General features: G+C 36.0%; 22 protein-coding genes. 20 read left to right on the top strand and 2 right to left on the bottom strand.

Features of this window, described 5'->3' with window-relative positions; translation table 11 throughout:
• Positions 1–65 precede the first annotated feature (65 nt).
• Positions 66–740, bottom strand: a complete 675-nt coding sequence (locus J2S74_RS25120) for a SurA N-terminal domain-containing protein (RefSeq protein WP_307331795.1) — start codon at positions 738–740, stop codon at positions 66–68.
• Between the two features lie 347 nt (positions 741–1087).
• On the opposite strand from J2S74_RS25120, the gene J2S74_RS25115 reads away from it, so the two are divergent.
• The 4 genes from J2S74_RS25115 (at position 1088) to J2S74_RS25100 (ending at position 4660) form a co-directional block, all read left to right on the top strand.
• Positions 1088–1900, top strand: coding sequence for a histidinol-phosphatase (locus tag J2S74_RS25115; protein WP_307331793.1), 813 nt, complete (start codon positions 1088–1090; stop codon positions 1898–1900).
• Between the two features lie 122 nt (positions 1901–2022).
• The gene (locus J2S74_RS25110; RefSeq protein WP_307331790.1) at positions 2023–3096 is read left to right on the top strand and encodes a M14 family metallopeptidase; all 1074 of its coding nucleotides are present in this window, start codon (positions 2023–2025) and stop codon (positions 3094–3096) included.
• Between the two features lie 170 nt (positions 3097–3266).
• Positions 3267–3959 carry a FadR/GntR family transcriptional regulator gene (locus J2S74_RS25105; protein ID WP_370876074.1) on the top strand — a complete coding sequence of 231 codons (693 nt, stop codon included), beginning with the start codon at positions 3267–3269 and terminating at the stop codon, positions 3957–3959.
• 56 nt (positions 3960–4015) lie between these two features.
• Positions 4016–4660 (top strand): Crp/Fnr family transcriptional regulator, encoded by a 645-nt coding sequence (locus J2S74_RS25100; RefSeq protein ID WP_307331785.1) that lies wholly within the window; start codon positions 4016–4018, stop codon positions 4658–4660.
• Positions 4661–4737: 77 nt separating this feature from the next.
• Here J2S74_RS25100 and J2S74_RS25095 read toward each other — a convergent pair whose 3' ends face one another.
• Positions 4738–4986 carry a ferredoxin gene (locus J2S74_RS25095; protein ID WP_307331782.1) on the bottom strand — a complete coding sequence of 83 codons (249 nt, stop codon included), beginning with the start codon at positions 4984–4986 and terminating at the stop codon, positions 4738–4740.
• A gap of 251 nt (positions 4987–5237) precedes the next feature.
• Between J2S74_RS25095 and J2S74_RS25090 the strand changes: the two genes are divergently transcribed.
• The 16 genes from J2S74_RS25090 (at position 5238) to ypeB (ending at position 20950) form a co-directional block, all read left to right on the top strand.
• On the top strand, positions 5238–6287 hold the full coding sequence (locus tag J2S74_RS25090) for a YpbB family protein (protein WP_307331780.1): 1050 nt from the start codon (positions 5238–5240) through the stop codon (positions 6285–6287).
• 8 nt (positions 6288–6295) lie between these two features.
• Positions 6296–7855 (top strand): RecQ family ATP-dependent DNA helicase, encoded by a 1560-nt coding sequence (locus tag J2S74_RS25085; protein ID WP_307331777.1) that lies wholly within the window; start codon positions 6296–6298, stop codon positions 7853–7855.
• Positions 7833–8417, top strand: coding sequence for a CPBP family intramembrane glutamic endopeptidase (locus tag J2S74_RS25080; protein WP_307331773.1), 585 nt, complete (start codon positions 7833–7835; stop codon positions 8415–8417). Before J2S74_RS25085 ends, J2S74_RS25080 begins: the two co-directional genes overlap by 23 nt.
• A 28-nt stretch (positions 8418–8445) precedes the next feature.
• A complete protein-coding gene (locus tag J2S74_RS25075; protein WP_307331772.1) occupies positions 8446–8751 on the top strand; it encodes a hypothetical protein in 306 nt (101 codons plus the stop codon).
• A gap of 63 nt (positions 8752–8814) precedes the next feature.
• Complete coding sequence (locus J2S74_RS25070; RefSeq protein WP_307331771.1) at positions 8815–9258, top strand: DUF2663 family protein; 444 nt, start codon at positions 8815–8817, stop codon at positions 9256–9258.
• Between the two features lie 476 nt (positions 9259–9734).
• Positions 9735–11417, top strand: coding sequence for a formate--tetrahydrofolate ligase (locus J2S74_RS25065; RefSeq protein ID WP_307331770.1), 1683 nt, complete (start codon positions 9735–9737; stop codon positions 11415–11417).
• A gap of 114 nt (positions 11418–11531) precedes the next feature.
• Entirely contained in the window at positions 11532–11903 is a 372-nt protein-coding gene (locus J2S74_RS25060) for a hypothetical protein (protein WP_307331767.1), read from the top strand.
• Positions 11904–11973: 70 nt separating this feature from the next.
• Positions 11974–12888, top strand: a complete 915-nt coding sequence (locus J2S74_RS25055) for a MerR family transcriptional regulator (RefSeq protein ID WP_307331764.1) — start codon at positions 11974–11976, stop codon at positions 12886–12888.
• Between the two features lie 113 nt (positions 12889–13001).
• Positions 13002–13583, top strand: a complete 582-nt coding sequence (locus J2S74_RS25050) for a genetic competence negative regulator (RefSeq protein ID WP_307331761.1) — start codon at positions 13002–13004, stop codon at positions 13581–13583.
• Between the two features lie 215 nt (positions 13584–13798).
• Positions 13799–15088, top strand: a complete 1290-nt coding sequence (locus tag J2S74_RS25045; RefSeq protein WP_307331759.1) for a Glu/Leu/Phe/Val family dehydrogenase — start codon at positions 13799–13801, stop codon at positions 15086–15088.
• A gap of 114 nt (positions 15089–15202) precedes the next feature.
• Positions 15203–16192, top strand: coding sequence for a YpdA family putative bacillithiol disulfide reductase (locus tag J2S74_RS25040; protein WP_307331757.1), 990 nt, complete (start codon positions 15203–15205; stop codon positions 16190–16192).
• Complete coding sequence (locus J2S74_RS25035; RefSeq protein ID WP_307331753.1) at positions 16189–17154, top strand: asparaginase; 966 nt, start codon at positions 16189–16191, stop codon at positions 17152–17154. Before J2S74_RS25040 ends, J2S74_RS25035 begins: the two co-directional genes overlap by 4 nt.
• Positions 17155–17175: 21 nt before the next feature.
• Positions 17176–17913, top strand: coding sequence for a glutamic-type intramembrane protease PrsW (prsW, locus tag J2S74_RS25030; RefSeq protein ID WP_307331750.1), 738 nt, complete (start codon positions 17176–17178; stop codon positions 17911–17913).
• Positions 17914–17998: 85 nt separating this feature from the next.
• Complete coding sequence (locus J2S74_RS25025) at positions 17999–18187, top strand: hypothetical protein (protein ID WP_307331747.1); 189 nt, start codon at positions 17999–18001, stop codon at positions 18185–18187.
• 282 nt (positions 18188–18469) lie between these two features.
• Positions 18470–19582 carry a cell wall hydrolase gene (locus J2S74_RS25020; RefSeq protein ID WP_307331745.1) on the top strand — a complete coding sequence of 371 codons (1113 nt, stop codon included), beginning with the start codon at positions 18470–18472 and terminating at the stop codon, positions 19580–19582.
• A gap of 18 nt (positions 19583–19600) precedes the next feature.
• Complete coding sequence (gene ypeB, locus J2S74_RS25015; RefSeq protein ID WP_307331742.1) at positions 19601–20950, top strand: germination protein YpeB; 1350 nt, start codon at positions 19601–19603, stop codon at positions 20948–20950.
• The last annotated feature ends 359 nt before the right edge of the window (positions 20951–21309 follow it).

The raw sequence follows: 21309 nt of genomic DNA, 5'->3' as shown, positions 1-21309 counted from the left end.
TTAGAGTCACCGCCTTCCGCTTCTCCAAGCTTCTTAAATACAACAAATTTTGCGATAACAATCTTTTAAATAAATGTTTCTATTTCAGCTCTTGCTTGTAGATCTTCAATATATTTTCCTTGCTTTAAGCTTAGGGCTAGTTCATCTTGGATAACTTCGAATTCTTCTAGCTCGTCCCCGTATTCTACTAACAATTCATCGTAATATTCTCTTGTTTCCTCTTCTGTGACAGCATAGTCAGAGGTGTCAAGATGTTCAAGTCTTAATAAATTTTCCACCATTAACATTTCTTCAATTTCCAAACGTAATTGCTCTTCCGTGTAACCTTGAGCAGCTAAAACATCCTCAAACGTTTCACCTTCAGGTAATTGAGCTTGGGATCGCATCTGCTCAAAATAAATGTCAACCTCTTCTTCCGGTATTTCAATATTTTGAGTGTTTGCTTCCTGCACGAGGATTCTTTCAAGAACTAATTGATCCAAAATCATAGGCTTAAACTGATCAACAATTTCCTGGTTTTCTTCCGCTTCAATATCTATCCCAAACATACCTAATTGCTGTTGAAGCATTAACATAAGGTCACGTTCGTAAACCTCTTCGCCGTTAACAGTGGCAACTACTTCCCCAGGTCCATCAGTTGTATCTGTAGTTCCCTCATCTTGATTGTTTCCACATGCTGCCATTACTAACATCGCTAGAATTGACATTGCAAGCAGAAGATTCCGCTTGATTATAACCATTCATACTTCCACCTTTCATTTTTTGAAGCTCTGTTAAACTTTATGTTGATTTTCGCTTTAGGTACTCCAATAACGCCTAAAGGCAGCCCACGTCCTGCGTCAGCGATTACTTGTCCTAAAAAAACTTGCTAGTACCGCTCGTACCTTCCGCTTCAATCAACATGATCGAAAATCAACACTGCCCATTAACGGAGCTTTTTTGAAGACCATTAATTTTAGTTGGACTAGTTACAACTTTACCATATAAATAAAAAACAATACAATTGTATTTATATAAAGAATGAATATGTACGTACCGGTTTTATGGTAATATATAACGTGTTAAATAAAGAAGTGGAGGAGAGGACATGAGATCGGATTATCACAATCATTTAGAAAAGGGAACATTAACTTTAGATTATTTAGAGAGATTTCTTCATGAGGCAAAGGAAAAGGGGATTGAAGAGTTCGGCATATCAGAGCATGCCTATCATTTCTATCAAACAAAGGATATATTAAGAAATCCATGGGTTGATGAAAGACGGTATTACGATATGAATGACTATGTATCCCTTTTTCATCAGGCATGGGAGAAAGGCTATAATTTAAAAATGTCTATTGAAATGGATTATACCCCAGGCAAGCATAAAGAAATGGAAAAGTTTATACAATCCTATGATTTTGATTATGTTATAGGCAGTGTACACTGGGTAGGAGACTTTGGTATCGATCTTGCAGAGTATAGAAAAGAATGGGAAATAAGGGATGTAAAAGATGTATACGAAAAATATTATGATCAGATTGTTACATTGGCGGAATCCAATCTATTCCATATTGTAGGACATTTAGATTTAGTAAAAATTTTTGGATACATACCAAAAGATAAGGACTTTTTATTGGAACAATATGAAAGGGCCACAGATGCATTAGCTAAATCCAAAACATGTGTCGAAATAAGTACTGCAGGTTTAAGGAAGCCTATTGGAGAAATGTATCCTGACCCTGAACTTCTTCAAATGTGTTTCAATAAAAATATTCCAATAGTATTATCCTCTGATGCTCATGAACCGGAACATGTGGGTTATGAATACGATAGGGCTGTTGATTTTGCTAAAAGTATTGGGTACAGTTCAATAGCTACCTTTAATAAAGGAAAAATGAAAATGCAACCATTGACATGAATGGGCGATTCAAAACAAGGCTGTACCAAAAGGCCACCTTTTGGTACAGCCTTTTTATGATTCATTATTATTTAAATTTCTTCATAGATTTTTAGAGATATGAAGAAAAGGGGTGTGAAATAATGAAACGATATATAGTAAAAGAAGAAGATACATTGCATAAAGTGGCATGGGAGCACAACATATATGTAAAAGACATATTAGATGTAAATCCTCAGATTATGAATGAACAATCTTATATTATCCCGGGGGAAAAGCTTCTTGTACCTGCAAAAAATGTCGGTGAAAAAAGAGAGGAAAGGTTAGGAGAGTGCTTGAAGGAATTTTCACATAAAGATGTGGAAGCCTATATTAAAAAATGGAGTAACAAGAAAAGTAAGCTTCCTTTACAAGTGAGTGTTATAGGTTATAGTGTACTTGAAAAACCTCTTTATCTATTAAAGGTAGGTAGGGGAAATAAAAAGATATTTTATTCAGGGGGATGGCATGCAAATGAATGGATGACAAGCAAATTTTTGTGTGAATGGGTAAATTACCTTCTAGAGGAATCCAATGATCAGAAGAAATTATTTTATGGTGTGGATTTAAGTGAATTATTCGATGATATTACTTTGTATGTAGTTCCAATGGTAAATCCTGATGGGATAACCTTAGTACAACAAGGAAATTATCCAGGTCACCCTTATTATGACTTAATTAATTATACAAATAAAGGGGCAAGTACGTTCGATCATTGGTCGGCAAATGTAAGAGGGGTTGACTTAAACCATCAATGGCCTGCTGGTTGGAAGAAGGAAGCAGATGAAAGCCCCCGTGAACCTTGGCCACGTCACTACAGTGGAACGGCCCCGTTGACGGAACCAGAAGCAAGAGCCGTTTATACGCTGACAAAAGAGACTCATTTTGCTTACGTACTAGCTTTCCATTCTCAAGGACAAATGATTTACTGGGGATATCGTGGAATGGAGCCAAGAATTAGTGAGGAAATGGTAGAACGATTATCACTAAAAAGCTCATATGTTCCAATAAGAACTGCAGATAGTGATGCAGGCTATAAGGATTGGTTTATTCAAGAAACTGGAAGACCTGGATTTACTATAGAAGTAGGAGTAGGAACAAATCCATTACCCTTCCGTGCCTATGGAGAAATATGGTCCAATAATGTACTTCTAGCTTTAGAGGGTCTTAGATTATAATGGAATACGTTAAACGGTCATCTGTTATTGAAAAAACAAGAGTAAAGTGAAATAATATAAAAGAGATCTAATTATGTCGCTTAAGTAGTAAAATTATTTAATGCTAACTATTGTAGTTAGTTTTTGACCTTTTTATCGTTTTGTTTTGGAAGGAAGGGGTTGCCAGGTTGATTAAGCATGTGAAGTCTAAAAAAATATATGAAATCATTGCAGAACAACTTACAGAAATGATCAAAAATGGAGAATATAAACCAGGTGACCGTTTGTCATCCGTTCAGCAGCTAGCGGAGGACTTCAATGTGGGGAGATCTGCAGTTCGTGAAGCACTTAGTGCTTTAAAGGCTATGGGCCTAATTGAAATAAGACAGGGAGAAGGTACTTTTGTTAAAAAAACAGAAATTGATTTAACAAAAACGATGATTCCATTAGTGATGCTCCAAGAGGATCTGCTAGATCTATATGAAGTGAGAAAGCTGAATGAAACGGGGGCTGCCTCCTTAGCAGCTTTAAATAGAACGGAAGAAGACCTTGCTGTAATGGAGGAAATATTAAATGAAATGAAACAGGCTGAAGGTAATGGTGAACTAGGAGAAAAAGCAGACATAGACTTTCATATGGCAGTAGTAAAGGCTACAAAAAACAAAATGCTCTATCGTCTTATGGAAACGATCTCAGAAACAATTAAGGAATCCATGAAAGAAGCTAGGTATTACTTGATATATTCCGATGATAGAAAAATGAACGAATTATACAATGAGCATTTGGAGATCTTTGGGGCAATTAAAAATAAGAATTCAAAGGAAGCTTATAAAAAAATGATGACTCATATAGTTGGTGTCGAACAAAAGTTATTTGATAAATAATAAAAAATAACCAGTCCCAGTTTGGTCCTGGTTATTTTTTGCTAGGGGAGAAAATAATGAAAGCTTGGGGAAAATATTTATTAGAAATACCATTTTTTGAAGGGTTAGACGAAAAGGAATTAAACCCAATACTGCAAATGAGCAGAGTGAAAAATCTAAAGGATAAAGAGATTTTGTTTTGGGAAGGGGACCCTAAAACACATATTTATATCCTTGGAAAAGGGACCATACTCATTAGTAAGCTTACAGAGTCTGGTGAGGAAAGCCTTATCAATGTTTTAGGAGAGGGAGAAATCTTTCCACATACAGGTTTTTTTGATCAATCACCTTATCCTGGTACCGCTAAAGCTAAAAAAGATGTTACTGTAATGACTATTCCTATCGATGGTTTTGAGCGATTAATTAAAAATAATCCAGAGCTAGCTTTTCGAATGATGCAAGTGATGAATAAAAAAATCATTTACCTTCAAAAGAAATTAAACGAGATACTATCTCTTAACGTTGAGTCTAGATTGGCTGGTGCAATGGCTCACTTACAGGAGGCACAAGGAGGAACTGTCCGTTTAACACATCAAGAAATTGGCAATATTATCGGGTCAACAAGGGAAACGGTCAGTAGGCAATTAAAAAAATGGGAAAAAGAAGGTTGGGTTGAAGTTAAAAAGGATCGGATTATTTTAAAAAAAGATTTTAGTAAATGAGAGGGCATCGCGATGAATGTGCCTTTATTTTTTGAAAAAGGAAAAACCACCGAAACTCGGTGGTTATTTAATTAAATTTATTCGAATTTTAAGGCATCGCCATCAAATGGCTCGTCAGCAATCTTAATGGAATCTGTAGGACAGCCGTCTAATGCATCTTCCATATCTTCATAAAGCTCTTCAGGAACCTCTGCTGTACCTTCGTTATCATCAAGGATTACGAACGCGATACCGTCATCATCATAATCATAAATGTCTGGAGCTGCTGCACCACAAGCTCCACATGCAATACAAGTGTCTTTGTCTACGATTGTGTACTTTGCCATAACAAAAAAACCTCCCATTGAAATAATTATAGAATCCCTTTTTCTCTCTTTATTTATTCTTTAAAGGGTATGTGTTAAAGAACGCTCCTTTTGTGAAGAATGTTCTTTCTATTTTATTGTAATTGTTCCCATGTTACATTTCAATAAAAATATTAATGACCGTACCTATAAAAACAGGATTTTAGTAGATGGAAAGGAAACAGTCACTTATAATAAATGTATAGATTTGTCGATAAAAAGGGGTAATTAATATGAATTGTTTCAATTGGCTTATGTTACAGTTAATTAATTACATAAATGAACAAAGAACAATAGGCGGAATATATCATTTATTAAAGGGAAAAAGATCTGCCCAAACGATTCAGGATGCTTACTTGTTTAAATGCTCGGAATATGTAGGGAGTTTAAAAGCTTTAACCAGACAGGATTATACAGAAGGATTAAAAAAGCTTGAAGACATGGGGTGGATTTGTTTTCAAGGCTCTGAAACCATTAAAATTACAGAAAGTGGGGAAAGGAAGCGTCGTGAATTATCTAGACAGTTCCAATTACCTGAAGGTTATGATGGTGCTAAATATGAATGGAATGGCTCTGCAGGCCTTTTATGGGAACGTTTATCCTTAACTGTTCAAAGCCTTTCTTTTCTTAATAGAGGTCAAACGTCCTTTTTGCCAGTAAGCTACCATCAGGAAACACAAATGTGGGTAAAGCAATTGTTTAAGTATCATTCCAATAATTATAGAGTCTTGGCAGAAAGACTGCACTTAGATTTGTACAACTTCCTAACTGATCTACCAGAAAGGGAAGGGAATTTATTTGTAAATCGACTGACGAGCCCTATGAGGACAGGGAAAACATTTAAACAATTATCCGAAGCCTATCAAAATGACCCATTATATGCTCGAATACATTTTCAAGCTATTTTACATCGATGTTTTGTTTCGGTAAAGGGAAATCAAGGAAGTTACCCGATGTTAAGCCAATTCCTATTCGGTATTAATGAACACCAATTTGTAACTAAGTCTGCCAAAGAAACAAGTAGACTGCTTAAGCAAGGACGAACAATAGAAGAAGTAAAAATGCTAAGGGGTTTAAAGCATAGTACAATTGAAGATCATTTAATTGAACTGGCTTTATATGAACCAAATTTTAGTTACAAACCTTATTTAACTTATCAACATATCAAGGACGTACTTTCTGTGGCAAGTAAATTAAAGACAAAAAAATTAAGGCTAATTAAGGAACAATTACCCCAATTAAGTTATTTCCAAATTAGGTTAGCCTTAACGAAGCAAAGGTAGATTTAAATATGATTAATTTAACTGAATTATTGAAAAGTAAGTTTGGTCATGATCAATTCCGTCCGGGCCAGGAGGAAATCATCCAATCAGTTCTTAGTAAAAGGGATGTATTAGCCATTTTACCAACAGGAGCAGGGAAGACCCTTTGCTACCATTTTCCAGCAAAATTAATGGAGGGAATGACTATCGTTGTCTCTCCATTACTATCCTTGATGGAAGATCAAGTTCATCAGCTTCGTGCTGCTGGTGATAAAAACGTAGTTCAGCTTAATGGGTTACTTACATTTGAAGAAAAGAAACGAATCTTAAGGTCTTTAAATAAGAACTCTATTTTATTTATTTCCCCTGAGATGTTAACAAATGATTTGGTAATACGGAGAGTATCGGGAATTCAGATTGGTCTTTTTGTTGTTGATGAAGCCCATTGTATTTCACAATGGGGCCATGAATTCCGCACAGATTATTTACGACTCCATGAGGTGAAGGAACGAATTGGTAATCCACCCTGTCTTGCACTAACAGCTACAGCCACTTCCCAGGTGGAAGAAGATATTATTAAGAAATTGGCTATGGAGCAACCAGTTATTCATCGCTTTTCAGTTAACCGAAAACAGATTAAACTTATTACAGTTGAAGCATTTGATAAAACAGAAAAACTGGACCTGTTTTTTGAACACCTGAAGAGATTAGTAAAGCCGGCAATTATTTATACTTCTACTCGAAAAGAAGCAGTTGCTATGGCCGAAACTATGAAAGAAAAGGGTTATGTTGATGTAGCCTTTTATCACGGGGGAATGACGAAAGAGGACCGACTGTTAATACAACACCAGTTCTTGAATAATGAAATAAATTATATATGCTCTACAAATGCATTTGGAATGGGGATTAATAAACCAAATGTTCGAAGCGTTATTCATTTACATATTCCCCCGTCCATTGAGCAATATGTCCAAGAGATCGGCCGTGCTGGCAGAGACGGACAAGAATCAACAGCTTTATTACTTTATACAAAGGAAGATAGAGCTGTACCAATGGCATTTATCGACCAAGAGTTTCCTACAGAAAGAGAGTTAAAGACTTGGTTTAGTGTACTCAAAGGGTGGAATCCAACCACTCCTCTTGTAGATAGTTCAGTTATGGAAGAATTACAACGGGTTCTTTTTATTGATGAGACTCGTTGGAAAATGCTTTTATATTATTTCAGGAAATTTGGTGCTTTAGATGATAAACATATTCATATGGAAAGAGTAAATGACCAATTATTCAAGAAACTGTATCAACATTTTCTTTCTAGAAGAAAACATAAAGAGAATAATTTTTACCAGATTGAATCATTATTAAATGGGAAGGAATGCATAAGAAAAGGGGTTCTCCAATACTTTGGTGAAGAGATGACCGGAACATTAAAGAAGTGCTGCTCTAACTGTGGTTTAACTATTGAAAATTATCCTTTGAATGACTATTCACAGGATGAGAATACATTTGCATCTTGGCAGGAAGAACTGGAGAATATATTAGTGCCCTATAACCGGAGGGGGTTACTAAATGAAACAAGCAGACATAATTAAAAATTTGACAGATAAAGAGTTGTTATTAAATTTATATTTTACTCAATTTCTTATGCTAGGACTCGCCCTTATTGGAAGTAGAATTCTAACAGGTAATTGGTTATACCCTTTTACATTTATTCAATGGAATGTGAATCATATAATTATTGGAATAACTGCAGCGGTATTTGTAGTAGTGGTTGAATTAATTCTAGCTAAATTTTTACCAAGGAAATGGTTTGATGACGGAGGTATTAATGAGCGAATATTTAAGGGAAGACATCCACTACACATTGGATTTATTTCCCTAATTGTTGGAATATCAGAAGAAGTCATGTTTCGGGGATTATTACAAACCACTTTTGGAATAATACCTGCTTCACTTATTTTCGCGTTAATTCACATTCGATATCTACACAATTACTTTTTATTTAGCTTTACAATTCTTTTAAGCTTCTTTTTAGGGTTTCTATTTTATTTAACTGAAAATTTATTAACAGTTATCATTTGTCATATGCTAATAGATATGCTTCTAGGTTTATGTATTAAATATCGATTATTTCTTTACAATGGTCAGAAATAGGAAGTTAAAAGAAGGAGGGGATGGACAATTGGCAAATTATCCTCCACGTAGTGAAGTAAGACTTAGAAAAAAACAATTAGCTAGTAAAAAGCAGGAAGAAACTGAATTTGAAACGTTAGATGTTGATTATCAGGATGTTTTAAACCTGCCTTCGAGAAAGGAAGTTCATCAATCAAAAGGTGAATTTAGTGGGAAAACAAGAAAAGAAAATAAAAATGATAAAAAGAAAAAACAAGTTCAATTTCCCCTTGTACGAATATTATTGATATTATTTCTTTTACTCGTAGCTGCTGTTGTCACATATCCAATTTGGGTAGAAAAACTCATAGGATAAAGGATGTATAACTTGTCTAACTTGCATATAATGTAGTATCTAAATGCAAGGGGGATTTACTATATGGCAAGTATAGAAAGGGATTCTAACGGAATAAAAGAATATCATGAAGTCATTATTGAAGCCTTAATTGAGGCAAAGCAAAAGGAAGAGAAAGCAGAAAAAACGATGATGAAATGGGGCCTGTTGTTTTTAGGCATTTTAGCAGCTGGGATAATTTATATTGTTTTAAAATTGATGTCAGGTGAGAGTGTTAGCTCTTACCTATCGTTATTACTTTCAGATATTATTATTGTGGTTTGGTTAGCAGTTTTATTCTTTTGTTTTTACTACTTTGATGTTAAGTCAAAAAAGTATGAGAAAGCTGAAAAGGATTTTGAGGAGTTAAAAGAGGATGTTATTGATCGTGCTTCAGATATATGGAACTCTAACCAACTAGAAGTTAAAAGAATCTCACAGTACCACGAGTTAAAAAATAAATACGATATTAATTTATATCATAAATAACAACAGAGCCCACAAAAAAAGGCTCTTTTTTTATTTAGTTCAAAAAGGCGCACTTCCTTTTTGAACTAAATAAATACGATAAGCTAAGCCGTCGCATGTTTTAAAAGTCAGTTATGAGTGCTCTTCTCATAACTGACGAGCGACGAGCATGCTTATCGTAAAAAGGCGCACTTCCTTTTTGAACTAAATAAATTTAACATTTTTATGACTATATTTATTATAGGTTGAAAGCGTTTTCATTATTGGCTTATAATAAAGTTTGGGATAGGGAGGGGAGCGACTATTAAAAAAACTAATAATGATTACCGGACATTTTGGAAGTGGTTTAACAGAAAAGCTAGGTAATAATCAAGTAGCGGAATGATTTTATTAGGGGCTATCTTAAAAAAAACTGGTATACTAACAAAGGAAAGTCTAATTCAAGAGTTAGATAAAGAACTAATTTAGCAAAGTGAACAGTTAAAAGGAGTGGAAACATGAGTCAACAAGTAAAATCAGATATTGAAATAGCACAAGCTGCTGAAATGATGCCCATAAAGGAATTAACAAAGAGACTTCAGCTTTCGGAAGATGAATGGGAGCCATATGGACACTATAAAGCAAAACTTTCTTTATCCATTATGGACCGCCTTCAAGATAAACCTAATGGGAAAGTTATTTTAGTTACTGCCATTAATCCAACACCCGCAGGGGAAGGGAAATCCACTGTCACAGTTGGTTTAGGTCAGGCGTTAAATAAGATTGGAAAAAATACGATTATTGCCCTTAGAGAACCATCTTTAGGACCGACGATGGGTATAAAAGGTGGAGCCGCCGGTGGAGGTTATTCACAAGTTGTACCAATGGAAGATATAAACCTCCATTTTACTGGAGATATTCATGCGATTACAACTGCACATAATGCATTAGCAGCTATGCTAGACAATCACATTCATCGTGGTAATGAATTAAATATCGATGTAAGAAGAGTGGTCTGGAAACGGGTTCTTGACATGAACGATAGGGCATTAAGAAATGTGATTATTGGATTGGGGGGGCCTCTTCAAGGAGTTCCGCGAGAAGATGGCTTTGATATTACTGTAGCATCGGAAATAATGGCAATTCTTTGCCTATCTAAAGACTTAGAGGATTTAAAGAAGAGGCTTGCTAAAATTGTTGTGGCGTATACACCAGAAGAGAAGCCAGTTACCGTAAGCGATTTAAAGGCAGAAGGTGCTTTAACATTATTATTAAAAGATGCTATTAAGCCTAATCTCGTGCAAACATTAGAAAACACTCCTGCTCTAATACATGGCGGACCTTTTGCCAATATTGCACATGGGTGTAACAGTGTTATTGCAACAAAATTAGCATCGAAGCTCGGGGACTATGTAGTAACAGAAGCTGGTTTTGGCGCGGACTTAGGGGCTGAGAAATTCCTTGATATTAAAACTAGGGCTGGAGAAATTGATCCGGACGTAGTGGTGATTGTGGCTACTATTCGTGCTTTGAAAATGCATGGGGGTATTCCGAAGGATAATTTAAAAGAAGAAAATGTAGAAGCCCTTAAAGCTGGTCTTTCAAACTTAGAGAAACACGTAGAAACGATTCGTCAATTTGGCTTACCCCATGTAGTTGCCATCAATCGTTTCATCCATGATACGGAAGCAGAAATAGAAACATTACGAGTTTGGTGTGAAGAACAGGGAATCAATGTGGAGCTAGCGGATGTCTGGGCAAATGGTGGTAACGGCGGTAAACAATTAGCATCAAGAGTAGTGCAGGAGATTGAAAAAGGGGATAAGAACTTTTCCCATATGTATGACGTTAATGCATCTATTCGAGAAAAAATTGAAGCTGTTGCACAGAAGGTCTATGGAGCAAAAGGTGTAGAGTTTTCTCCACAGGCCTTAAAACAGATCGAGAGCTTTGAGAAAAATGGATGGGGTAATCTGCCTATTTGTATAGCAAAAACACAGTACTCCTTATCTGATGACCCTAAAAAATTAGGTCGTCCTACAGACTTTACAATTACTGTCCGTGAGTTAAAGCCATCCATTGGTGCTGGGTTTATCGTTGCTTTGACTGGTAATGTCATGACAATGCCTGGTCTTCCAAAGGAGCCTGCAGCTTTAAAGATGGATGTTGATAATAAAGGACGTGCAATAGGACTGTTTTAATTACTCAGAGAATGTGACAGGAAATATTTCTTTGTCACATTCTTTTTTTGAGCAATTTTTCTATTTTCTCTCATATATCATATAGTAACTTTCCTATAGGAAGAGGGTAATATAGTGGGTAAAAAGCTACTTTACTATTGCTGTGGGTGGATTAGTGTTTTAGTATTCTCTAATCAATTTTACTTCTTATTAAGTTCCTCCTCTCCTGAAATTATGGAATCCCTCGTTTTTGAACCATTTTCTTGGTTCGTCGCTGTCTTATTTTTTGTCATTGGAGTTCTTTCCATTTCAAGATTGATTTTTTATACCTTCTTTCCAAACTCAAAACGAGTTGAAAAACTAATATATGGGTTTACCTTCCTAGTGATGATTATCCTTTACCGAGTTGCAGCATTAGCGATTGTTGGTGTGGCTGTTATCTATGCTATAATGGAGGGCATTGATTATTCAAAACGAATACAGCGTTATAAGAGGAGAGAATATTAAATGAAAATTATTTTATGGGCATTTAAGACAAATTGATAGGGATTACGGAATAGAAAAGGTGAAATAGAAGATGACCTTTGTAGGAAAATATAATATAAAGGCAGTAACAAAGATACTGGGTATACAGCCAGGAACTTTACGTGCTTGGGAAAGACGTTACAAAATTATAAATCCAACTCGTAACCAAGCAGGTCATCGATTGTATACAGAAAATCAACTGTCCATTTTAAAGTGGTTACAAGATAAGATAAATCAAGGTTTTACAATCGGTCAAGCCGTTGAATTATTAGAAAAGGAAGATATGGAAAAACTTTTACACCCTGATAAAACAACGGAAAGTACGATTATCCAACTTAGGAAGGATCTACTTCAAGCATTATTAAACTTCGAAGAAAATCGAAGTAATCAATTAATAGACCAAGCATTTGCTATGTTTTCAATGGAAAAGGTTGTTATACAAATATTAGGTGAATTATTAAAGGATGTAGGAGAAAAATGGGTGAAAAATGAAATCACCATTGCACACGAACATTTCATTTCAGCTTTCCTCAGGACAAAAATAGGTATGGTTTTTCACCATATGCCTGCTGGAAGAATGAGAATAAAGGTTGTTACTGTATGTGCTCCTGGAGAGTCTCATGAATTAGGTTTATTAATATTTTCCCTGTTTTTAAAAAAAATTGGCTTTGATACCATTTATTTAGGACAAGGACTGCCAGAACAGGACATTTTAAAAGTCGTTGAAGAGGTACAACCAACTGTTATTTTCATTTCTTGTACAATGGAAGACAATTTATCAGAGGTAATTAAAATAATATCTCAGTTAAAGGGGAGGTTTAGTGATCTCGAAATAGGTATAGGTGGACAAGCATTCGATCAATTGTCTGAGTCTAGTTATGAGGTATTTGAGGATTTTGTCATTGGAAATAAGCAAGAAGAATGGGCTAATTGGTTACAAATATTTATGAAAAATCAACGATTGTAGGCATTCGGTTGAACCAAAAACATGCTCTATACATAGTTTATGAGTAAAGAGCATTCCGTTTTGGGGATAAATAATAATATTCCCTGTCAAACACGGATTGAGGAGGGCCGACCATGCGCCTGGAGCGGTTAGCATCAGATAAAATTAAAATATTCCTAAGTTTTGATGATCTCCGTGAACGTGGGATCTCAAAAGATGAAATATGGATGGATATTCCAAAAATACACGATCTATTTCGAGATATGATATCCGAAGCAAGCGTAGAGTTAGGATTTGATGCAGAGGGGCCTGTTATCGTGGAAGTATTTGCATTACCATCTCAAGGCATGGTTGTTATTGTTACTATAACGGATGAAATAGAAGATTCCTTTGATGACTCTTTTATTGAATTGCAAATTACTTTAGATGTTAATGACCATCTCCTTTTTAAATTTGATAACATTGAAGATGTGATTCAGCTAGCATTTGAATTCACTAGAATTGGAATAACCGCTGGGAAATTATATCATTTTAATGATGAGTACATCTTAGCATTCCACGAAATGGATGCCTCACCTCTTGATGTGGACACTTTTATTTCAAAAATTGTTGAATATGGGGAAACAGCAACAGTGTCTGCATACCGATTAGAGGAATATGGAAAAGTTATCATCGAAAACAATGCAATGAAACAATTAAAGAATTATTTTTCATAAAAGCTCCCTAAAGACTAGGGAGTTTTTTTTGTTAAAATTGTATAAAGTTCTTTGATTATCATAACGTAACTTATAATGAAACATAATCAGTACAATAAAGTCAGATTGCAAAAAAAAAATTTTTGTAAAAAAATAAAACAACAGTGGAAAATTACGTCTACTTTCTTTATAGTAATAATTGTAACGATAAGATACATTACGTTGAGGTGAAAGTAATGAAAGGGAACGAGAAATTGGAGAATGAAACGTCCGAAGATATACCGCTAGAAAAGCAGGATGTTCTAACCTCTACTAGAACAGTAATTAAGAGAGCGTTGGATCGTCTAGGTTATCCCCAAGAGGTTTATGAATTAATGAAAGAACCATTAAGGATGATGACTGTTCGGATTCCTGTTCGAATGGATGATGGATCTATTAAAATATTTACTGGTTATCGTGCCCAGCACAATGATGCAGTCGGTCCAACAAAAGGGGGCGTACGCTTTCACCCTGATGTTACTGAGACAGAAGTGAAAGCGCTGTCAATTTGGATGAGTCTAAAGGCTGGTATTGTAGACTTGCCGTACGGCGGGGGAAAAGGTGGAATTGTTTGTGATCCCAGGGAAATGTCTTTTCCAGAGTTAGAAAGGTTAAGTCGAGGATACGTTCGAGCAATTAGCCAAATAGTTGGCCCTACAAAGGATATTCCTGCACCAGATGTTTTTACTAATTCACAAATTATGGCGTGGATGATGGATGAGTATAGTCGGATGAAGGAATTTGATTCTCCTGGATTCATTACAGGGAAACCAATTGTTCTCGGAGGTTCCCATGGAAGAGAATCAGCAACAGCTAAAGGTGTTACTATCTGTATTCGTGAGGCTGCAAAGAAAAAGGGGATAAATTTAGAAGGGGCTCGAATTGTTATTCAAGGATTTGGAAATGCAGGGAGTTTCTTAGCTAAATTTATGCATGATGCTGGTGCAAAGGTTGTTGGAATATCAGATGTATATGGTGGACTTCATGATCCCGACGGTTTAGATATTGATTATTTATTAGATAGAAGAGATAGTTTTGGTACCGTTACGAAGCTGTTTAAAAATACAATTTCAAACGATGAGCTTTTAGAATTAGATTGTGACATATTAGTTCCTGCAGCTATTGAAAACCAAATTACTGTTAACAATGCCGATAAAATTAAAGCGGAGATTATTGTTGAAGCAGCAAATGGACCAACAACTATTGAAGCAACAGAAATATTAAGTAACCGAGGTGTTCTTCTTGTTCCAGATGTTCTGGCAAGTGCTGGAGGTGTGACAGTTTCATACTTCGAGTGGGTACAAAACAATCAAGGTTTTTACTGGACTGAAGAAGAGGTGGAAGAACGCTTGGAAAAAGTAATGGTCACTTCTTTCGAAAATGTTTATCGGGTATCTTCCTCAAGGGGAGTAGATATGCGTTTAGCGGCTTACATGGTCGGTGTAAGGAAAATGGCAGAAGCCAGCAGATTCCGTGGCTGGATTTAACAAAAACAAAAAAATACAATATAATAGCTAATAGTGACATTTTTACAATCCCTTTCTGAGAATTGAGAGGGATTTTTAGCTTTTAAAAGGCTAAAGTAAGAGAGAGGTGTAGGTATGAAAGAGGAAGATGTTATAGTCGTAGGGGCGGGACCTTGTGGTCTTTCCGCAGCCATAGCTTTAAAAAATAAAGGATATAATCCATTAGTTATTGAGAAAGGGAATATTGTTAATGCCCTTTATCATTACCCAACGCATCAACAGTTTTTTAGTACTAGTGAAAAATTAGCAATAGGAAATATTCCATTTTATAGTACAGAGAGAAAACCGAAAAGAAATGAGGCACTTGTTTATTATCGAGAAGTGGTAAAGGAAAAAAAATTAAGAATTAATGCATATGAGAAAGTCAATCAAGTAATAAAATCCTCTCAAAAGGGGTTTATTGTTACTTCCAAAACTAAATCAGGTGTAGAAAAGGTATTTAATGCAAAATATATTGTTATAGCAACTGGATATTATGATTCCCCCAACTATCTAGGAATTAAAGGGGAAGACCAAAACCATGTTTTTCATTATTTTAAAGAAGCCCATCCGTTTTTTGACCAAGAGGTAGCAGTTATTGGTGGTAAAAATTCTGCAGTTGACGCCGCATTAGAATTAGAAAAAGCAGGGGCTCGTGTTACTGTTTTTTATCGTGGCTCTGAATACTCATCAAGTGTAAAACCATGGATATTACCGGAGTTTGATTCGCTTATTAGACATGGGAAAATAAAAATGTATTTTAAAACCAATGTAAAAGAAATTAAAAGGGATTCACTCCTAATAGAAAAAGATGGGTTAACATTCGAAGCAAAGGCTGATTTTGTTTTTGCTATGACTGGTTATCATCCAGACCACTCTTTCCTTAGAAAGATGGGAGTAAAGGTAGATAAAGAAACAGGGAGACCTTTGTTCTCTAAAGATACGATGGAAACGAACGTCCCAGGTATTTATATAGCAGGAGTAATAGCTGCTGGGAATAATGCGAATGAAATTTTTATTGAAAACGGCCGATTACATGGAGAGTCAATTGCCAATAGTGTTTTAAGCAAGGAGAGTGAATTATGAAAAGAGTGTCTGTTATTACAACAGGTGGGACGATTGCCAGTAAGCATAATGAGGAAGGGCGACTAAATTCTGGTGTTATGAGTGGTGAGGAGTTAAACGGTATTCTGGATCTACCTGAAGATATTGACATAAATATTATTTCTTTGATCCAAAAGCCAAGTATGCATATTACCTTCCAAGACCTAGATATAATCAGGATAAAAATACAGGAATTATTTGATAATGATTTGACTGACGGAGTTGTGGTTACACATGGGACAGACACTTTAGAGGAATCTGCCTATTTCTTCGATTTAACAATAGACGACCCAAGACCTATTGTAGTGACCGGTTCCCAACGTTCACCAGAACAACTAGGGAGTGATGCTTTTATAAACTTACGCCATGCCATTTATTCTGCATGTGATGATCAACTAAAGAATATTGGAACAGTAGTAGTTTTTAATGAACGGGTATTCGCAGCTCAATATGTCAAAAAAGAACATGCTTCCAACATTCAAGGATTTAATGTGTTTGGGTTTGGTTATCTAGGCATTATTGATAATGATAAACTTCACTTATATCAGCGGCCAATACGAAAGGTGAAGCATGTTCCTAAACTGGAATTTATCCCAAACATTGATATTGTGAAATGCTACCTAAATTCCGATGATAAGATGATTAAGGCCTGTATCGATTCAGGGGTTGACGGTATAGTTATTGAAGGTGTTGGTAGAGGACAGGTTTCTCCCCTAATGATGCCGGCTATAAATCGAGCCATAAAAGAGGGGATTTATATTGTTATTACTACTGCTTCAGAAGAAGGAGAAGTATATACAACCTATGATTATTTAGGTAGTGCATACGATCTATCGCAAACTGGTGTAATTCTGGGAAAAGATTTCGATAGTAAAAAAGCAAGAATTAAACTTCTTGCCTTAATTAGAGCCCAAGAGGATGTAAAAAAAGGCTTTAATCATTAATTTCCAATTTTAGTATTACAGTTGCCAAATAACTGGGGATTTCCTATTATTAAAGTATCACTCATATTGAATGGAAAGGCGATGAGCCTTATGATATCTTTGTTAACGGCGGCTGTTGCACCAGCTATTGCGCTATTATGTTTTTTTTACTTAAAAGATGATTTTGAGCAAGAGCCGATACACATGGTTATTAGGTGCTATTTGTTTGGGGCTATTCTAGTATTTCCAATTCTTTTTATACAATTTGCATTAAATGAGGAAGGGTTAGTTAATACCTTGTTTATGGAAGCACTAATACAGTCAGCCATGATCGAAGAATTTTTAAAGTGGTTTATTGTAGTGGTGGCAGTTTATCATCATGTACATTTTAACCAACGTTATGATGGTATTGTTTATGCATCAGCAGTAGCGTTAGGGTTTGCTTCTGCTGAGAATGTTTTATATTTATTAGCTAACGGTGTTGAAACAGCCTTTTTTCGTGCTATATTTCCTGTAAGTAGTCATGCCATTTTTGGTGTCGTAATGGGATACTATTTAGGAAAAGCAAAGTTTTATCCCCATAGAAAAGTTCGGTATTTATTATATTCTTTTCTATATCCATTTTTGCTTCATAGTTTGTATAATTTAATTTTATTAACACAAAATCATTGGTTATATTTCTTAATTCCTTTTATGATTTGTCTTTGGATAGTAGGTTTAAGAAAAGTAAAGAAGGCTAATGAAACGCAAGCAGCAGTTTATTATGATGCCGCAAGCTGAAGTTGTTGCTTTTCTTGATTCCCAATATAGTTCATTGTATATTTAAAAACAAGAAACTTTTAAAATTACATTCATTTACTTTTATATGGGAAAAGGAGTGATCTTGTTGCCTGATACTAAGCCACGTTATAAAGTAACTATTCGTTGTACTGAATGTGGTGAGAAATATATTCTTCGTGGCACTCCAAACAGTAATGGCGGTTTTGATACAGGGTTTAAACGCTGTGTTTGTGGAAATGAAAAAAAATTGGACGTGGATGTTTCCTTGGAATAAAGAGGGTATCTCAATGCCTAAAAGGCACTTGAGGTACCTTTTTTTATACTCAAAGTAGTAGCGGTGACTCTAGCGGGAAAAGTAATGGCTGAAGATACCGCAGGGACGAGCATTACTTCAGAGAGGCATCACGCTCACTTGAGTTACTTCCCGTTGGTCCTCAGTGTAAATCGAGGTGCTTTTCTTACAAATCTGCATAAAATGGTTTCATTTGATAAAACTATCCATATTGAATATTGAAGTGTGAATGAATGTCAGAGCAACTAATGAGGAGGATGTCACATGAGAAACAGCACGAAAGCAGCAAATAAGCGATTGTGCATCATAATCTCGATGTTTATTTATGTCACGCTTTTGCTAATGCCACAACCTGCGGGAGCATTTTCTGACCAAATTATTCAGAAAGGTGCCACCGGAGATGATGTAGTTGAGCTTCAAGCTCGTTTACAATGGATTGGATTCTATGATGGCAATATTGATGGGGTATTCGGATGGGGCACTTATTGGGCTGTTCGAAACTATCAGCAAGAATTCGGTATGGAAGTTACAGGTCTTGTTGGTGAGAATACGAAAGCTATGTTAGAGCGTTCAACAGAGTTTGATAAAGAATGGGTACATCAAATGATCCGAGAAGGAAGAAAATTTACCTATTATGGTGGAACACCACTGGATATTCAAAAGGGTCCAAAAGGTAGCCGAGATAAGAAAGGTGATTTGGGGGCTCAACAAGGTGGAACAGTTGAAAAGGCACCAGTTGAAGATCAACCTGATCAAGATACCGGTCAAGCACCTCAGGAAGGTACACCACAAGGTACGCCAGATCAAGTAGAACAGGAACAACCGGAACCTCAACAGCCAGCAGAGGAACAACCAGCACCTGAGCAAGCACCGCAACAACCTGAGGAGGCACCACAGGAAGACCCTCCTGCAGAGCAAGCTCCACAAGAAACACCGGAAGTTCCAGTTCCAGAAGAGGAAGAGGTTGTTGAGCAAGACGACGATATAGATGTACAAAGTGCAATCAATGTACCAAATGGCTTTTCAGATAATGATATAAGAATAATGGCACAGGCAGTCAATGGTGAGGCAAGAGGGGAACCGTTTGTCGGACAGGTTGCAGTAGCAGCAGTCATTTTGAACAGAGTAAACAGTCCTCTTTTCCCTAACACTGTAACTGGCGTTATATTCGAACCAGGTGCATTCTGTGCTGTTGCCGATGGACAAATTTGGTTGGAACCAAATGAAACTTCAAGAAAGGCTGTATTGGACGCAATAAATGGACAAGACCCAACTGGAAATGCTTTATACTTTTTTAATCCAGCGACGGCAACTTCGTCATGGATTTGGTCTAGGCCTCAAACGAAGCAAATTGGAAAACACATTTTTGCAAAATAAACGTGGGAGGTGTTAAAAATGGTCAGAAATATCATTATAGCTCTTTTAGTAGTAGGGATAATAGGAACGGGGTATTGGGGGTATATTGAGCATCAAGAAAAAAATGCTATCCTTATAAAAGCGGAAGGTAATTATCAAAGGGCATTTCATGAATTAACCTACAATTTAGATTTGTTACATGATGAGTTAGGGTCTACATTAGCAATGAATTCTAGGGAAAGGCTATCTCCGTCATTAGCTGAGGTATGGAGGATTACTTCAGAAGCACAGAATGAACTAGGTCAATTACCATTAGCCTTAATGCCCTTTAGTAAAACGGAAGAATATTTATATAAAATCGGAAACTTCTCTTATAAAAATGCCATAAGGGATTTAGATAATGAGCCATTAACTGATGAAGAATATGAAACATTGGAACAACTGTACGAGCAAGCTGGTGAAATTCAAAGTGAGATGAGAAAGGTCCAATCCATGGTACTAAGGGATCAATTAAGATGGATGGATGTGGAAATGCATTTAGCATGGGAAGAAGAACCATTAGATAATGCCATTGTAAATGGATTCCATATTATCGATGAAAAGGTGGAAGGTTTCCAAGAGGTTGATTTTGGGGCAGGGTCGTCTGAGCTTTCAACAAGTTCGGAAGCGATAGCTAAAAACCTTACTGGCGATCCGATCGACGAACATGAAGCATTAAATGTAGCACAAGATTTCTTACAACTTGATGGTGTAACCGATGCGGAAGTTACAGAGGCTGGAGAAGGTTTAGACTATGAAGCATACAGCATTACTATTCCTGATGGAAGTCACGGAACTAACATCACAATGGACATCACAAAAATCGGTGGTCACCCCGTATGGATGTTAAATGAAAGGGATGTGGATAAGCAAAATATAAGCCTTTACGATGCATCTGAAAATGCAAAAGATTTTATTGAACGAAATGGTTTTGATAATATGCAATTGGTAGACAGCAGACAGTACGATAATATTGGAGTCTTTAATTTTGCAGGGGTGATGGACAATATTCGAATTTATTCCGATTCTATTGTTGTTGAAGTGGCATTAGATGAAGGGGATGTTATTGGATTCGAATCCTTCGCTTATTTAGAAAATCACAATGATAGAGAAGAGTTTACACAAGAACTTTCTGTTGATGAAGCTAAAGAGTTCTTAAACCCTAATCTTGAGGTAATGGAGCATCATCTAGCAGTAATTAAGAACCAATTAGAGGAAGAGGTGCTTTGCCATGAATTTTATGGAGTTATTAAAAACGATACGTACAGAATCTTTATTAATGCAGAAAATGGCAAAGAAGAGCAAGTAGAAAAAATGGACAATCCTGAACCAATATTCCGTAACAACTAAATAGGGAAAATAATTGCGTGGGGGTGTTTCAAAAGGTAGGTAATCTACTTTTTGGAATACCTCTTTTATATTAGGCATTTTTCGTAAACTTTGTTGCTTTTTAATGGAAGCTTGGAGTAGCGAAAGGCGGCGACTCCAGCGACGAGTAATCGCAGGAGCAATCTATGTGAAAAGAGCCAAAATCAAAAATACCTTAATGGGAAAACAATGATATAATTTACATCACTAGCATTGCATAAATATAGTCTAAAAATTCAGTAAATGTTTTTTCTTTAATTTGAGCCAAAAAGACAAAGCCTAAAGAAAAAGGTGATTCTGTCCATTTGGGAAAATTATACATTTAGAAACAAGGACGACAA

This window comes from Evansella vedderi (assembly GCF_030813435.1).
GTDB classification, from domain to species: Bacteria; Bacillota; Bacilli; order Bacillales; family Salisediminibacteriaceae; genus Evansella; species Evansella vedderi.
This window is presented reverse-complemented; position numbering and strand designations above follow the sequence as displayed.

What these genes read in the sequence shown, in the direction of transcription:
- J2S74_RS25120 (WP_307331795.1), bottom strand. Translation starts at nt 740, where the DNA reads ATGGTTATAATCAAGCGGAATCTTCTGCTTGCAATGTCAATTCTAGCG.
- J2S74_RS25115 (WP_307331793.1), top strand. Translation starts at nt 1,088, where the DNA reads ATGAGATCGGATTATCACAATCATTTAGAAAAGGGAACATTAACTTTA.
- J2S74_RS25110 (WP_307331790.1), top strand. Translation starts at nt 2,023, where the DNA reads ATGAAACGATATATAGTAAAAGAAGAAGATACATTGCATAAAGTGGCA.
- J2S74_RS25100 (WP_307331785.1), top strand. Translation starts at nt 4,016, where the DNA reads ATGAAAGCTTGGGGAAAATATTTATTAGAAATACCATTTTTTGAAGGG.
- J2S74_RS25095 (WP_307331782.1), bottom strand. Translation starts at nt 4,986, where the DNA reads ATGGCAAAGTACACAATCGTAGACAAAGACACTTGTATTGCATGTGGA.
- J2S74_RS25090 (WP_307331780.1), top strand. Translation starts at nt 5,238, where the DNA reads ATGAATTGTTTCAATTGGCTTATGTTACAGTTAATTAATTACATAAAT.
- J2S74_RS25085 (WP_307331777.1), top strand. Translation starts at nt 6,296, where the DNA reads ATGATTAATTTAACTGAATTATTGAAAAGTAAGTTTGGTCATGATCAA.
- J2S74_RS25080 (WP_307331773.1), top strand. Translation starts at nt 7,833, where the DNA reads ATGAAACAAGCAGACATAATTAAAAATTTGACAGATAAAGAGTTGTTA.
- J2S74_RS25070 (WP_307331771.1), top strand. Translation starts at nt 8,815, where the DNA reads ATGGCAAGTATAGAAAGGGATTCTAACGGAATAAAAGAATATCATGAA.
- J2S74_RS25065 (WP_307331770.1), top strand. Translation starts at nt 9,735, where the DNA reads ATGAGTCAACAAGTAAAATCAGATATTGAAATAGCACAAGCTGCTGAA.
- J2S74_RS25055 (WP_307331764.1), top strand. Translation starts at nt 11,974, where the DNA reads ATGACCTTTGTAGGAAAATATAATATAAAGGCAGTAACAAAGATACTG.
- J2S74_RS25050 (WP_307331761.1), top strand. Translation starts at nt 13,002, where the DNA reads ATGCGCCTGGAGCGGTTAGCATCAGATAAAATTAAAATATTCCTAAGT.
- J2S74_RS25045 (WP_307331759.1), top strand. Translation starts at nt 13,799, where the DNA reads ATGAAAGGGAACGAGAAATTGGAGAATGAAACGTCCGAAGATATACCG.
- J2S74_RS25040 (WP_307331757.1), top strand. Translation starts at nt 15,203, where the DNA reads ATGAAAGAGGAAGATGTTATAGTCGTAGGGGCGGGACCTTGTGGTCTT.
- J2S74_RS25035 (WP_307331753.1), top strand. Translation starts at nt 16,189, where the DNA reads ATGAAAAGAGTGTCTGTTATTACAACAGGTGGGACGATTGCCAGTAAG.
- J2S74_RS25025 (WP_307331747.1), top strand. Translation starts at nt 17,999, where the DNA reads ATGGGAAAAGGAGTGATCTTGTTGCCTGATACTAAGCCACGTTATAAA.
- J2S74_RS25020 (WP_307331745.1), top strand. Translation starts at nt 18,470, where the DNA reads ATGAGAAACAGCACGAAAGCAGCAAATAAGCGATTGTGCATCATAATC.
- ypeB (WP_307331742.1), top strand. Translation starts at nt 19,601, where the DNA reads ATGGTCAGAAATATCATTATAGCTCTTTTAGTAGTAGGGATAATAGGA.